Source organism: Pandoraea sp., assembly GCF_004297875.1.
Lineage (GTDB): Bacteria > Pseudomonadota > Gammaproteobacteria > Burkholderiales > Burkholderiaceae > Pandoraea.
The window spans coordinates 16,342-30,750 of sequence record NZ_SCSK01000035.1; the positions used below are offsets into that span (position 1 = coordinate 16,342).

Below are 14,409 nucleotides of genomic sequence, written 5' to 3' on the forward strand. Positions count from 1 at the left end.
GCCGAAGGCTCATCTCCGAGTCTGATAAGAAGACCGTGAATATCCTGGCCGGCGCCGGCCAAGGCTAGCATTTTTTTAAAAAAATTAGTAGTAAAAAATAATTAACCGCAGGAGACAACATGCAGAAAAAATATTTGGTGCCAATTTTGGCTTGTATGGCGACGGCAATCGCACACGCACAAAGTCATGTTCAGCTTTATGGCGTCCTGGACGCAGGTGTGACCTACGTGAACAACAAGGGGGGCGCCAGCACCGTAGTGGAGGACACGGGCGTAATGCAAGGAAATCGCTGGGGGCTGCGCGGGACCGAAGATCTCGGCGATGGCCTCAAAGCGATCTTCCTGCTTGAGAATGGCTTCAGCCTGGATAACGGCGCCCTGGGCCAGGGCGGACGGGAGTTTGGTCGGCAGGCGTTCGTCGGCCTTGCCTCCGCTTCGGCCGGCCAACTCACATTCGGGCGGCAATACGACTTTATGCGCACGGCATTGCTTTTCGACACAGCGGCGGTGCAAGTCTCCACCGCGTATAGTTTTCATTTTCTGGACGCCGACCGCATCGCGGGTGAGCGAGTGGACAACGCCGTCAGATACGTGGCGCCCAATCTCGACGGACTCAAACTCGGCGCCCTCTACGGCTTCAGCAATGTGCCGGGCGCCTTCGCCGGGACTACCACAGCGCCGCGTCTCGTCAGCTTCGGCGCAACTTACCGCCGCGGCGCATTAGCGTTGGACGCGGCCTACACCAACGCCAACGGCCGCACTGGCAGTCTCGCGACTCAAGCGCTGGGCGGCGACTCGCTGCGCACCATGGGCCTCGGAGGACGCTACTATTTTCATCGACTGACGGCATTCGGCAACATCACGTCCACACGCGTGGCCAACGTCAACGGAGGCGGCAACGCCATCATCGACAACTATGAGCTAGGGGCGGTCTACCAATGGACATCCGCGATTAGCTATGGTGGCAGCTATACGTATACAACCTATGCCGGGCACCCATACCATCAGATCAACACCACGATCGACTACCATTTTTCCAAGAGTACGGATGTCTATTTCGGCGCCTTCTTTCAGCATTCGAACAATGCCCGGACGGGTGCCGGCCTGTTTTTGATTGCCTCGCCCGGCAGTTTTCATGGGTTCTCTTCCTCGGAGAATCAATTCGCGACGCGCATCGGGATACGTCACCGGTTTTGAGGCGGACGACAACGATGCTCTTGCCGACGCGCGGCATCGTTGGTTACAGCCCATCCTCAAACACTTATAGATCACGCCAGCGCCCAAGACGTCGTTCCACAAACGCTCGCCAGTCACGACAAAACGCGACGGCCGAACGAAGATACCGGAAGCCCTTATGCAAAATTCCGCTTTGTCCCCGCAGGAGGACGCGACCTACCGCAAGATCGCATGGCGCATCGTGCCGTTCCTGTTTCTCTGCTATGTGGTCAATTTCGTCGATCGCGTCAACATCGGATTTGCAAAGCTGCAGTTGTTGCAGGATCTGCAACTGAACAACGAAATTTTCGGGATCGCGGCCGGCATGTTCTTCGCTGGCCACATGATGTTCGAGGTTCCCAGTAACCTGCTGCTGGCTCGCATTGGCGCACGCAAGACGCTATTGCGCATCATGGTATCTTGGGGCGCAATCACCGTGTTGCTGATGTTCGTGAGTAATGCGCCGACGCTTTATTTGCTGAGATTTCTGCTGGGTGCGGCCGAGGCCGGCTTCTTCCCCGGCGTCATCCTGTACCTGAGCTATTGGTTTCCCGATCACCGGCGCGGGCGCATCACCAGCCTGTTCGTCGTGGCGCTGCCGATGGCCGGCGTGATCGGCGGCCCGCTCTCCGGCGCGATCATGGGACATATGCACCACATCCTTGGCTTGCGCGGCTGGCAATGGCTATTTCTGGTCGAGGGAGTGCTGGCCATCTTGCTCGGCATGTTGTCGCTGCGGGTCATCACCGATCGCCCTCAGCAGGCATCATGGCTCACCCCGGCCGAGAAGACGTTGCTCGACACCGAGCTCGATGCCAGCATCGCACGGCGCCGTGCGGTCGACGCCGTGCCGGCAAGCTTGCGTGACGTGTTGCGTAATCCACGAGTCTATTTGCTGGCCTGTATCTATGTAACCATAGTCATGTGCCTGAACGCCGTCGGCTTCTGGATTCCAAGTCTGCTGCGCCAAATTGGCATTCAGCAGATCGGCAATATCGGCTGGCTGAGTGGGGTCATTTCCATCATCTCAGCGATCGGAGTGGTGCTCGTCGGACGCAGCTCCGATTACCGAATGGAGCGCCGCTGGCATGTTACCGGCTGTGGCTTGGCGACGGCTGTCAGCTTCCTGCTGTTGCAATTTGTGGCGCACAGCGCGATATGGACAGCCATACTGTTGAGTATCGCCTCCGCTTGCATTTATTCGGTGTTGAGCCTGTTCTGGACAATTGCGGCCGCATACCTCGAAGGCGGTGCGGCAGCGAGCGGCATCGCGGTCATCACTACGCTTGGCTCTTTGGGCGGCATCGTTAGTCCCGTGTTGATCGGCACGATCCGAACCCACACAGGCAACATCTACGGCGGCCTCTCGGTTGTCGCCATGCTGCTGATGGCAGGGATGCTAGCCTTGCTTCGCCTCGCCCGGGCTCCGCGAACCGGCCTCGCCGAGGCTGGGGCGACAAGACAGCACTGAGCGCCAGTCCCGCCGTGGAAATCGCCGTTTCGCATGTCCTTGCTGCGCCAGTGCGATAATCGGGGCTGCTCTGCCGCAGCCCCGAGGACTATCTTGAATCTGATCGACAATCCCACGCATGACAAAGAGGCCGGCTCCGCCGACTCGACCCAGGACACGACCCGCATCGACGACGTGCGCATCGGCGCAGTGCGCCCGCTGATCTCACCGGCGCTTTTGCAGGACGAATTGCCCGTGCCGCCGGCGGTACTGGCGCTGGTCGAGGACAGCCGGGCGGCCATTGCCGCGGTGCTCGCCGGACGCGACGACCGCCTGCTGGCGGTGGTTGGCCCCTGCTCGATTCACGACCACGAACAAGCCATCGACTACGCGCATCGGCTCAAGCATGCGGCCGACGCGCTGCGCCAGGACCTGCTGATCGTCATGCGGGTGTATTTCGAAAAGCCGCGTACGACCGTGGGCTGGAAGGGCTATATCAACGACCCGCGGCTGGACGGGAGCTTCCGCATCAATGAAGGGCTGCGCCGGGCGCGCGAGCTGCTGCTCGAGATCAACGGCCTGGGCCTGCCCACCGCGACCGAATTTCTCGATCTGTTGAGCCCGCAATACATCGCCGACCTGATCGCCTGGGGCGCGATCGGCGCGCGCACCACGGAAAGCCAGAGCCATCGGCAACTGGCGTCGGGACTGAGCTGCCCGATCGGCTTCAAGAACGGCACCGATGGCGGCGTGCAGGTCGCCGCCGATGCGATCGTTGCCGCACGGGCAAGCCACGCCTTCATGGGCATGACCAAGATGGGCCTGGCGGCCATCTTCGAGACACGCGGCAATGACGCGGCGCACGTGATCCTGCGCGGCGGCAAGCATGGCCCGAATTACGACAGCGCGTCGGTCGAGGCCAGTTGCGCGGCGCTGCGCGCGCTCGGCCTGCGCGAGCAAGTGATGATTGACTGTTCGCACGCCAACTCCAACAAATCGCATCTGCGTCAGGTCGAGGTAGCGCGCGACATCGCCAGTCAACTGGCCGGCGGGGAGCGCCGCATCATGGGCGTGATGATCGAAAGCCATCTGGAGGAAGGCCGGCAAGATCTCAAGCCAGGCGTGCCGCTGCGGCGCGGCGTGTCGATCACCGATGCCTGCCTGGCCTGGAGCCAGACCGAGCCGGTGCTGGCGGCGCTGGCCGAAGCGGTGCGCCAGCGCCGCACGGCGTAGGGCCGGGGCAGCGGCACGACGGCGGCGCAGCGCCGCCGTCTCGCTTATTCGGCCGTCGGCATATGCAGATACATCGACTGGATGCCGACTCTGCCCGGACCGGTGAACCGATTGACGATGAAGTTAACATTGGCGCCGAACAGGCCGCTGCTCAGGCGGTCCACCCGGGTTTCCATCTGCACGCCGGCGTCCTTGTAGAGCCAGCCACCCGGCTCGATGTCGATCGATTCTCCCGGCGCCAGTATCTTCTCGAACACGTTGCCGTAGCCATGCAGCCACAGCACTCCCTCGCCGGCGGCACCGCGGAACTTGTCGATAAAGAAACCGCTTTGCCCGAACAGCATGTTGGAGACGCCGCGCACGCGCTCGAACGTATATTCGATGTCGCTCGTGGCAGCCAGAAACTGGTGCTCCCGCACGTGAATCTCTTCTCCCTTTTTCAAGTGCAGCGGCACGATGTGCCCGGCGCCGTCGCGGCTGAAGGCGATGATGCCCTGTCCGCTCGCTTCGGTAACGAATACCTGCATGCCGGCCATCATGCGCTTGAGCGCGCCGCGCATCGCGCGCAGGCCAATTCTGACGCTGGGATGCTTCCAGAGCAGGATGTGATGCTCGAAATAGACTTCTTTCTGCGATACGTCGACCGACAGTACCGGCACTAATTCGCCGTCAATATGGTAGGTCACCCCTCCGAACGTTTCCTGGGAGATTTGGGTGGGCATCAGGCGCGGCAGCTCGTTCATTGGCATTCCTTGATGAGGTTGGCAAGCGGCGCGCGGCAGGTAATCCTGTCCGATAGCCCGCGCCAGCGGCTATGGTAGCGCGTCCGTGCCTGGCTCGGCACAGAGGCTGCACGAGCCGGGCGCTCTGGCGTAACATGACTCGACATACCGACTGATCAAAGGAGCCCGGCCATGATATTGAGAACCCTCGGCACATCGGAGATTGAGGTCTCCCCGCTGGCTTTCGGCGGTAACGTGTTTGGCTGGACGGCCGACGAGGCGACGTCATTCTCGCTGCTCGATGCGCTGGCCGACCACGGCATCAATTTCATCGATACGGCGGACGTGTATTCGGCCTGGGTGCCCGGCAATCGGGGCGGCGAGTCCGAGACCATCATCGGCAAATGGCTGGCGCGCACCGGCAAGCGCGCCGACGTCGTGATCGCCACCAAGGTCGGCCGGCACGCGGCCCGGCCGGGACTCTCGCGCGAGAACATCCTGCAGGCGGTCGACGACTCGCTGCGCCGCTTGCAGACCGACTACATCGATCTCTATTTTTCGCACTACGACCTGCCCGACAGCGCGCGCCTGGAAGAAACGCTCGACGCCTATCAGCGGCTGATCGAAGCCGGCAAGGTGCGCATCATCGGCGCCTCGAATTACAGCGGGGCGCGCCTGCACGAAGCCGCCGAAATCGCCCGGCGGTACCGCCTGCCCGCTTACCAAGTCGTGCAGCCCGAATACAACCTGTACGATCGTGCGACCTACGAGCGCGATGTCGAGCCGACCGCCGTCGCGCTCAAGCTGGGGGTGATGAATTACTACGCGCTGGCCAGCGGTTTCCTGAGCGGCAAATACCGCTCACGCGACGACTTGCGCAAAAGCACGCGCGGCGAACGGGTCGGGCATTATCTCGATGCGCGCGGCCTGCGCATCCTGGCCGCACTCGACGAAGTAGCTGCGCGATACAACAGCACGCCCACGGCGGTGACGCTTGCCTGGGAAATGGCGCGTCCCAGCATCACCGCGCCGATCGCCAGCGCTACCTCGCTCGAGCAGCTCGCAGCGCTGGGGGCCGCGCTCGAACTGAAACTGCACGCCGAGGATATCGCGCAACTCGACCGGGCCAGCATGTATTGACAACCAGGCGATTCATATACCCTGCCGGGCGGCCGCGCCACCGATCAGTGGCGCCTGGAAACGACAAACCCCGCCGGCAGGTCGGCGGGGTTTGTTTTTTTCCTCGCGCGTGCCGCATGCACCGGCATGCGCGCCGCATCTCCGGCGGCGGGTTATTGCTTGGGCGCCATCGCCGGTTTGCGCGCGCCGTGTTCGCGTCGACCGTGGTCGCGGGCATGGCGGTAAGGCTTGCGGAACAGCTTGTCGGCGATCTGCTTCTGCGGTTCGGACATCGTCGCATACAGCGCATTGAACGAGGTGGACAGCTTCTGCATGTTTTCGGCATGCATTTGCGCCAGTTCCGCGTAGGAGTTCAACGATTCCTCGGCGTTCATGGTCGGCAGCTTTTCGGCTCGCGCCTTGAATGCGTCGTCAATGCGCTTGGCGTTGTCACGCATCGTCTGAGCGAAGGCCGACCATTGCGGTGCCTGCTCGAGCGTGATCTTGAGTTGACTGTATAGGCGGTTGATGCGACGTTCCACATAGTCTTCGTGGCTTTTCGCATGGTTCTGTGCATATTCCGCGGCGCGGGACTCGGGCGCCTTGGGCGAAGGCGACGTTTGCGCCCACGCGGAGGTTGTCAGAAAAGACAGCGTCAGAAGGACGGGCACTGCGGCATGACGAACGAGAGAATTTTTCATGTTATGAAGCCCAAATCGATGGATGGATTGATCAAACGGTTGAGCCTGGCCGATTGCTGAATGCTCGGTTGGGGCCCCGCCGTACGGCTCTGGTCTCTTGTCGTGTGGCGACGCTCAGGCGTCGGACGGATTGCCGTCTCGTTGAAAGCCTGGCGCGAGTGGATATTTTGACGGCGCTTGATGGATCGCGGCGACAGCCGCCATCGGAGATAAACACCGCCATCGGAAGCATTGAGAAATTCCTGGCATGAATCACCTACCCCCAACGATTTACGAGCCGTTGCCCGTCTCACGTCAGTGAACCGACTCACTGGCGCCTGGCCGGCTGCGGACCGGGCAATCGAGCTGCGGTGAAACAATGGATAGCTGCGCAACGCTCTCGGAAATTTTGCTGCATCGCTGGAGTATATCAGCGATCCGGCCCGGTACCGGCAAGGCCCGCCAATGACCACACCACTTGACGACAATCAAACGCGATGGCAAGAGATGCGCCAGAATATCGTCGGCCTGTATGAAAATCCGACTGCTTTCGACACATGAGGAGAAGCACCATGGCACACCGCACGCTGACACGCTACGGCTCGGTCGCGCAGTTCTTTCACTGGGCCACCGCGATATTGGTGTTGATCGCTTTTCTCTACGGCCCGGGCGGCTCCGAAGAGCGTATTTATTCGGCGGCGCGCGATGGCGGCCGGCAACTGCACGAGACCCTGGGCCTGTGCGTGCTCGCACTGGTCATCGTGCGCGTCTTGTGGCGTTTGGTCGACAAACGGCCCGATCCGCCCGAAGTGTCACGCTGGATGGGGCTGGCGGCCAAAACCTTGCAGTGGGTGCTTTACTTGCTGCTGTTCGCATTGCCAGTGAGCGCCATCACCGGCACATGGCTTGAAGGCCATTCGCTGACGCTGCTCGGCGGCGTGCAGGTCGCGCCGCTCATCGGCCAATCGCACGACCTCGGCGAAACCATCTCCGAACTGCATGGCTGGTTGGGCGATACGGTCATGTGGCTAGCCGGATTGCACGCGCTGGCAGCGATTTTTCATCACTTCGTGCTCAAGGACGGCGTGCTCGCATCGATGTTGCCGCGCTGGCTGCCGCTCAATCATCCGGATGAAAAGTAAGCGTCGGCATCCTCATCAAAAGCCCACCGCAAGCGGTGGGCTGGTTTCGTCATCGACAGGATCCGTCGATTGCGCAGCTCAGTGAAGAAAAATCGCTGCCAACGCAATGAATAATTTCATTCCCTGCAATAATGCGCGTTCGACATAAATTCCCATGCAGTCAAAACGCAACGAGTCCGACCTAGGTAATACCCGCAGACTAAGTCGGCGCTAAGTCTGCATGACTACGCTGGGCTCGTCATTCGCGCACAACGCAAATAAACGCGGATGACGCGCATCGAGGGTGAAGGCGTCGAGCACGCAAACAAAACCAACGACGCGCTTCCTTCAATCTTTTATGCAGAGGTTTGCCATGCGTCGTTCTTCCATGATGTGCCATCCCCTGATCGCCGTCGCGTTGGCGCTGGCGGCCACCGCCGCGGTCGCTTCCGAGCCGCCATCGGTCACCGTCAAGCTCACCAATCAGAATAACGGCAAGATGTCGCTCACCCTCAGTCGCACCACCGTGCCAGCCGGACCAGTGGAATTCACGATCGAAAATTTATCGCCCGACATGAAGCATGAATTCATGATCGAGCCCTGGAAAGGTAGCCCGAAGGCCCTGCCCTATGATGCCAAGGCGCAGCAGGTCGAAGAGGACAAACTGACCAAGATGGTCGGCGTCGAAGATTTGAATCCTCACGAAACAGTCACCGCACGCTTCGTGCTCAAACCCGGCCGCTATGTGGCCTTCTGCAATGAGCCCGGGCATTACAAAGAAAATATGGTGGCCACGCTGACCGTCAAGTAGACCCGCCGGCGCCTCACTCGCGCGCCGGCGACAGCCCGCGGCTTTACGTACCGGCACGCCCGCTGGCGTGGCACTATGCTGTGCGACAACTCAGCGGGCGGCCCGCGACGAAGTGCTCCCCGATTCGCCGGGCCCGCGGGTCCGAACGGCGGCATCCATCGGCTGGGACCAGCACAGTAATCCGGTACGGCACAACGTCACGGCAATCTCGGCGCCGCGCGCCAGTCGGTGGTAGCGCACCCGCTCGCTCGGCACGGCCAGCCACAACTGCTCGGTGCCGCAACGCAACGCCACTTGATAATGCCCGCCAAGGTTGAGGAGGTTTTCCACACGCGCCGGTACGCGATTTTCATTGGCGGACGCATTCGCCTCGAGCTGCACCGCTTCCGGTGCAATCATCCAGTGCACCATCCGCCCCACCGCCAAATCAGGCTGCAGCGGGATCTGCAGAACAACCGCATCGGCACCCTCCCAGCGCAGGCGGGTGACGCCCGCTTGCGGCACATGCCCTTCGATTCGCCCCGTGAACAGGTTGCGATGCCCCAGCAAGCGCGCCACCGCCACCCCGTTGGGTCGCGCCAGAACGTCAGCAGGGGCGCCCTCCTGGGCGATGCGCCGGCCACTCATCACGGCGACATGATCGGCCAGCACCGCCAGATGCGGATCATGGCTGACCGCCAGGGTAGGCAGGCCGAAGTCGTGCGTCTCGGAAATCAGCTCGGCCATCACCTCGTCGCGGGTGGCCGCGTCGAGCGCGGAGGTCGGCTCGTCGAGCAGCAGCAGCTGAGGCTTGCGAGCCAGTGCGCGGGCCAGCGCCACGCGCTGCTGCTGACCGCCGGAGAGCGCCGACGGATAGGCGTCGGCTACCTGCGCGAGCTGTACGCGGGCGAGCAGTTCGAGCGCGTGGGTTCGGCGTCGCGGCCCGGACAAGGCGAAGGCGACGTTCTCCCAGGCGCGCAAGTGTGGAAACAGCGCATAACCCTGCGGCAGGTAGCCGATCGCGCGGTGCTGCGGCGGCATGCCGCCGAACGGCTCTCCCTGCGCGGGCAACAGGCCGGCGATCGCCCGCAGCAGCGTTGTCTTGCCCTCGCCGCTCTGCCCCAGCAGCACGGTAAAGCCGATGACGTCGAAACGGGCCTCGAGCCGCACGGGATGATCGATACGGTAGTCGATGCGCATGCTTAGAAAAGACGCTGGCGACGTGAGGCCAAGCCAAGAATCAGCGGCAGCGGCATCGCCACCAGGAAGAACACCCACAGCAGCGGATACACCGCCGGCAGGCCGATATCCTGCAGGTTGACCCACAATTTGACCGGTATGCCCTGCGGGTAATAGGCCACGATCAGGACCACGCCAAACTCGCCAAGCGCACGCACCCAGGCAAGCGCCACCCCCGCGGCCAGTCCCAGCCGAGCCAGCGGCATGCTGACCAGCCAGAAGGTTTGCCAGGGAGTTTTGCCCAGCGTGAGCGCGATGTGCTCGAGCTCGCGCGGCACCCCTTCGAAAGCCGCGCGCGCCGCGACGACAAAATACGGCAAGGCGCCATAGCACTGCGCCAGGATGAAGGCCGGCGCGGAATTGGTCAGCTCCACGCCGGCACGCGCGGCCAGGCTGCCGGCCGGGCCATAGGGGCCGTACAGCGTGGCCAGCAAAATGCCCATGGCCAAAGGCGGCGTCAGCAAGGCCAGCAAAATGACGGCCTCGAGCAGCCATTTGCCGCGAAACGCGTGGCGCGCCAACCACCATGCCAACGGCGTGCCGAATGCGATGATCAACCCCAGCGACAGCAGGCTGTAGACGAGCGACACGGCAATCGCGCGGGTGTCGCCCGGAAAGAAGTGGAAATCGCGCCACGGAGTGACGCAGGCCAGCCCGATGAACGGTCCGGCAATCAGCAGCAGGGTAAGCGCGCCAAGCAGTGCCGGCGCGCGCGCGCGCGGCAGGCCATCGGACACTTGAAGATCAACCTGCGCGCTCATGAAACCCTTACCCCCGCGGTATGCCTGGAACGACGCCGAGCATACACAAATCCGCACCGGCCCGCCCGATTATTTAAGGCATCGCCCGGTTCAGATCGGGCCACCCTTTGGCGCGCTGTAACCCTGTTCGGCGAGCATCTTCCGACCTGCCGGGCTTTGCAGGAATTTGACGAATTTTTCCGCCAGTGCGTGCTGCTTGCTGTCGTTGAGCACCACTGCATAAAACACCAGAGGCTGCGTGCCCAGCTGGCTCGTCTTGCCGCTGGGCAACGTGATGCTGAAGTGCGCGCTGTCGTACCAGCTCGCCTGCATGGCCGGATTGCTCAGGTTGATTTCGTCAGGCAGCTTGATGTAGGGCAAATGGTGCGACTGCGCCGCACTCAGGTAACCGGAGGAAGCGTCGAGCTGGCCGGCCTCCAGGCGTGAGAGCAGCGATGGTTCGGCAAAAATTTGCCGCCGGTTGTCGATGCCGCCAAGAATCCGCTGGGCCAGCCCGGGCTGCTTGTAGTAATGCTGCGCCAACAGCATCGTGAAAATGATATTGCGCCCCTGCGGATCGGTGGCCGGATCGGTGCGCCCAAAGCGCAGCCCCGGCGTCGTCAGCACCTCGTACCAGGGCTTTTCGCCTCGCGCGGCAGCTTCCAGCGCGGGGGCGAATTTGCTCTTCGGACTGTAGGTAATGACCATCTGCGTGCTGGCGACCGGTTGCGCGATCCCCACCATGCCAGCCTTTTTCAGGATGTCGATCGGCCCCGGCGTGATCGAAATGAACACATCGGCTTGCAGCAGCCTGCCCTCGAGCCGGTGCGCCAATCCGTAGGCACCCTGTCCGATACCCTGATATTGCACATGATTGGCCTTGGCGAATGCCGGGCCGATGAAGCGGTCCATCACTACGCCCATCGAACCCGCGTAGGCCACTCGCAACGTATCGGCGGCCTCGGCCGATACGGTTGCACACCAAAGTCCTGCACCCAGCAGCAGCGCGGCCGCCCAGTGCGATAACTGCGAACGTCTCATCGGAAATCTCTCCAGGTTGACTGCAACAACCCGCGCCCATGGCCAAGTGTCCGGCGGGTATAGGTAAAAAGCACCGTTATAAACACGCGTATATTACGGTTAACCGGAGTCACCGTAAAGGCTCGTTGGCCTGCGACGGGCCAAAAGGGGCACAACTAATTCACATATAAAGCAATCCGGGCTATGATGGGCCGATCGAAAACGGAGCGATTCCAATGACTTCTGCCGCAAACATCCCCGCCTCGCTGGACTGGATCAAGAAGCTCGTGAGCATCGATACCACCAGTCGGGAATCCAACCTGGGCCTGATTGAGCTGGTGCGCGACCATTTGCGCGGCGCCGGCATCGAGGCGCTCCTGAGCTACGACGCCACCGGCCGCAAGGCCAACCTGTTCGCCACCGTGCCGGCGGCAAACGGCAACACGCAAGGCGGCATTGTCTTGTCCGGCCACACCGACGTGGTGCCGGTCGACGGTCAGCCGTGGGACTCCGACCCGTTTGCCCCGGTGGTCAGAGACGGCAAGCTCTACGGGCGCGGCACCTGCGATATGAAGGGCTTTATCGGCACCGCCTTGACGCTGCTGCCCGAGATGCAAAAGGCCAGCCTCAGGCAGCCGCTGCATTTCGCGTTGTCGTACGACGAGGAAGTCGGCTGCGTCGGCGCACCGGTCATGCTGGCCGACCTGAAGGCGCGCGGCATCAAGCCCGACGGCTGCATCGTCGGCGAGCCGACCTCGATGCGCGTGATCGTCGCGCACAAGGGCATCAACGCCTACCGCTGCTGCGTGCACGGCAAGGCAGCGCATTCGTCGCTCACGCCCCATGGCGTCAACGCCATCGAGTATGCGGCCCGGCTGATCTGCTACATCCGCGACGTCGCCGACGAACTGCGCGCTAACGGACCGTTCGACGAAGCCTTCGACGTGCCTTTCACGACCGCGCAGACCGGTGTCATCAAGGGCGGCATCGCGCTCAACACGATTCCCGATTTCTGCGAGTTCACCTTCGAATACCGTAATCTGCCGAGCATCGATGCGCCCGCCATCTACGCACGCATCCATGACTATGCGCACGGCACGCTATTGCCCAAAATGCAGCGCGAGCATCCCGATGCCAACATTGAATTGACGCCGGTCGCAGCGGCTCCGTCGCTCGACGCGTCGGAGCAGGCAGCGATTACGCAATTGGTTCGTGCGCTCACCGCCGACAACGACAAGCGCAAAGTGGCCTACGGTACGGAGGCCGGCCAGTTCCAGCAAGCCGGCGTTCCGGCGGTGGTATGCGGCCCGGGCGACATTCAGCAGGCCCACAAGCCCAATGAATTCGTCGCGCTGGAACAGATCGAGGCATGCGAAGGCTTCCTGCGCAAGGTTATTCACAGCATGAGCGCGCAATAAGGCGCCCGCCGTATCCGGGCATGGCGCCCGGATGATCGCCGCTACGCCGGTCATCTGATGCGGTGGCCGGCACCCTAACCTCGCAAGTCTCCCATAGGCTTCTTCCTCCTCGCCCATGAACGAAATCGATAATCAGCCCGTTCCCACTCGCGAAGCCATCGCAGACCAGCACGCATTGCTGGCGCCGTACGTGCGCGCCACCCCCGTGATGGATAAAACCGACTTCGCTTCGCTCGACGGCACAACGATCAATTTCAAGTTTGAACTGCTGCAGGCCAGCGGGACTTTCAAGGCACGCGGCGCATTTTCGAATTTACTGGCGCTTGACGATGAGGCACGCGGCGCGGGCGTGACCTGCGTGTCGGCCGGCAATCACGCGGTCGCTGTCGCCTATGCGGCGATGCGGCTGGGCATCGGCGCCAAGGTGGTGATGATCAAGACTGCCAGCCCGGCGCGAATCGCCTTATGCCGGCAGTTCGGCGCCGAGGTCGTGCTGGCCGAGAATGGTCAACAGGCGTTCGACACGGTGCATGAGATCGAGGCGCGCGAGGGACGCTTTTTCGTGCACCCGTTCAATGGCTACCGTACGGTGCTGGGTACCGCCACGCTTGGCCATGAGTGGCTATCGCAGGCCGGCGAACTCGATGCGGTCGTCGTTCCGATCGGCGGCGGCGGACTGATGGCGGGCGTATCGACGGCCATCAAGGCGCTCGCCCCGCACTGCCAGGTGTTCGGCGTGGAACCCGAGGGCGCCAATGCGATGAGCCGCAGCTTCGCGGCGGCCGGGCCGATCAAAATGGGACCGATGCAGAGTATTGCCGACAGCCTGATGGCGCCGCATACGGAGTTGTACAGCTATGCGCTGTGCCACAAGCACGTCGACCGGCTGGTGACCGTGTCCGACGATGAGCTTCGCCACGCTATGCTGCGCCTGTTCGAACAACTGAAGCTGGCGGTCGAGCCGGCTTGCGCCGCAGCCACCGCGGCGCTGCTGGGGCCGTTGCGCGAGCCGCTGGCCGGCAAGCGGGTAGGTGTGCTGCTGTGCGGCACAAATACCGATCCGGCAACCTTCGCCAAACACCTGGAGGCAGCGCGCGCGCAGGCGTGAAGCCATGAAGCGCGCGGCCGCGTATCAGCGCCGGCCGCGCGCACTACGCCGGGATCCGCTTCACAGCTTGCCGAGTACACCGGCGAGCGGCGCAGCCGGACTGCCACTGCCTGTCGCGCCGCCAAGCGCCCCCGTGAGCCCCGATACCACACCGGTGACCGGCGCCAGCGGGCCGGCACCACCGGTCGCACCGCCTAGTGCGCCCGTCAACCCTGACACCACACCCGTGACCGGCGCCAGCGGGCTGGCACCGCCGGTCGCACCGCCAAGCGCGCCCGTCAACCCTGACACCACACCGGTGACCGGCGCCAGCGGGCCGGCACCGCCGGTCGCGCCACCCAACGCCCCGGTGACGCTCGAGACGATGCTGCTGACCGGCGCCAGCGCGCTACCACCACCGGCCGCACCGCCAAGCGCCCCGAGAATGGGCGAAAGCAAACCACCGGTGGCGCCAGACAAGACCGGCAAACCGCCCAGGCCCGGCAGATCAATCGGCGGCAGAATTGTCTTGCCGCCAACCGTTTCGCTCAGTTGCACGCCGTCCGTGCCAACCAT

The 14,409-nt window shown here is 62.8% G+C and carries 13 protein-coding genes and 1 pseudogene; 8 read left to right on the forward strand and 6 right to left on the reverse strand.

Annotated elements, in window-relative coordinates; genetic code table 11:
* The first annotated feature begins 119 nt into the window (after positions 1-119).
* The 3 genes from EPN80_RS09295 (at position 120) to EPN80_RS09305 (ending at position 3,897) form a co-directional block, all read left to right on the forward strand.
* Positions 120-1,196, forward strand: a complete 1,077-nt coding sequence (locus EPN80_RS09295) for a porin (RefSeq protein ID WP_293026058.1) — start codon at positions 120-122, stop codon at positions 1,194-1,196.
* A gap of 157 nt (positions 1,197-1,353) precedes the next feature.
* Positions 1,354-2,685, forward strand: coding sequence for an MFS transporter (locus tag EPN80_RS09300; RefSeq protein WP_293026060.1), 1,332 nt, complete (start codon positions 1,354-1,356; stop codon positions 2,683-2,685).
* A gap of 93 nt (positions 2,686-2,778) precedes the next feature.
* Positions 2,779-3,897, forward strand: a complete 1,119-nt coding sequence (locus EPN80_RS09305) for a 3-deoxy-7-phosphoheptulonate synthase (protein ID WP_293026062.1) — start codon at positions 2,779-2,781, stop codon at positions 3,895-3,897.
* Between the two features lie 44 nt (positions 3,898-3,941).
* Here EPN80_RS09305 and EPN80_RS09310 read toward each other — a convergent pair whose 3' ends face one another.
* Complete coding sequence (locus tag EPN80_RS09310) at positions 3,942-4,640, reverse strand: AIM24 family protein (RefSeq protein ID WP_293026064.1); 699 nt, start codon at positions 4,638-4,640, stop codon at positions 3,942-3,944.
* A 171-nt stretch (positions 4,641-4,811) separates the two neighbouring features.
* Between EPN80_RS09310 and EPN80_RS09315 the strand changes: the two genes are divergently transcribed.
* Positions 4,812-5,759, forward strand: coding sequence for an aldo/keto reductase (locus EPN80_RS09315; protein WP_293026066.1), 948 nt, complete (start codon positions 4,812-4,814; stop codon positions 5,757-5,759).
* 152 nt (positions 5,760-5,911) lie between these two features.
* Here EPN80_RS09315 and EPN80_RS09320 read toward each other — a convergent pair whose 3' ends face one another.
* On the reverse strand, positions 5,912-6,439 hold the full coding sequence (locus tag EPN80_RS09320; protein WP_293026068.1) for a Spy/CpxP family protein refolding chaperone: 528 nt from the start codon (positions 6,437-6,439) through the stop codon (positions 5,912-5,914).
* A gap of 551 nt (positions 6,440-6,990) precedes the next feature.
* On the opposite strand from EPN80_RS09320, the gene EPN80_RS09325 reads away from it, so the two are divergent.
* Positions 6,991-7,560, forward strand: a complete 570-nt coding sequence (locus EPN80_RS09325; protein ID WP_293026070.1) for a cytochrome b — start codon at positions 6,991-6,993, stop codon at positions 7,558-7,560.
* A 352-nt stretch (positions 7,561-7,912) separates the two neighbouring features.
* Positions 7,913-8,350 (forward strand): plastocyanin/azurin family copper-binding protein, encoded by a 438-nt coding sequence (locus tag EPN80_RS09330; RefSeq protein ID WP_293026072.1) that lies wholly within the window; start codon positions 7,913-7,915, stop codon positions 8,348-8,350.
* Between the two features lie 90 nt (positions 8,351-8,440).
* Here EPN80_RS09330 and EPN80_RS09335 read toward each other — a convergent pair whose 3' ends face one another.
* The 3 genes from EPN80_RS09335 to EPN80_RS09345 all read right to left on the reverse strand — a co-directional run bounded on the left by EPN80_RS09335 (position 8,441) and on the right by EPN80_RS09345 (position 11,349).
* The gene (locus EPN80_RS09335; protein WP_293026074.1) at positions 8,441-9,529 is read right to left on the reverse strand and encodes an ABC transporter ATP-binding protein; all 1,089 of its coding nucleotides are present in this window, start codon (positions 9,527-9,529) and stop codon (positions 8,441-8,443) included.
* Positions 9,530-9,531: 2 nt separating this feature from the next.
* Positions 9,532-10,329, reverse strand: coding sequence for a molybdenum ABC transporter permease (locus EPN80_RS09340; protein WP_293026076.1), 798 nt, complete (start codon positions 10,327-10,329; stop codon positions 9,532-9,534).
* Positions 10,330-10,419: 90 nt separating this feature from the next.
* Positions 10,420-11,349 (reverse strand): extracellular solute-binding protein, encoded by a 930-nt coding sequence (locus EPN80_RS09345; RefSeq protein WP_293026078.1) that lies wholly within the window; start codon positions 11,347-11,349, stop codon positions 10,420-10,422.
* A gap of 215 nt (positions 11,350-11,564) precedes the next feature.
* Between EPN80_RS09345 and argE the strand changes: the two genes are divergently transcribed.
* A complete protein-coding gene (argE, locus tag EPN80_RS09350; protein ID WP_293026080.1) occupies positions 11,565-12,746 on the forward strand; it encodes an acetylornithine deacetylase in 1,182 nt (393 codons plus the stop codon).
* Between the two features lie 115 nt (positions 12,747-12,861).
* Positions 12,862-13,854: a threonine/serine dehydratase gene (locus EPN80_RS09355; RefSeq protein WP_293026082.1), complete on the forward strand. Its 993-nt coding sequence runs from the start codon at positions 12,862-12,864 to the stop codon at positions 13,852-13,854.
* Between the two features lie 60 nt (positions 13,855-13,914).
* On the opposite strand, the pseudogene EPN80_RS09360 reads toward EPN80_RS09355, so the two are convergent.
* Positions 13,915-14,295 (reverse strand): annotated as a pseudogene (locus tag EPN80_RS09360) (collagen-like triple helix repeat-containing lipoprotein); the annotation flags it as partial.
* Positions 14,296-14,409 lie beyond the last annotated feature (114 nt).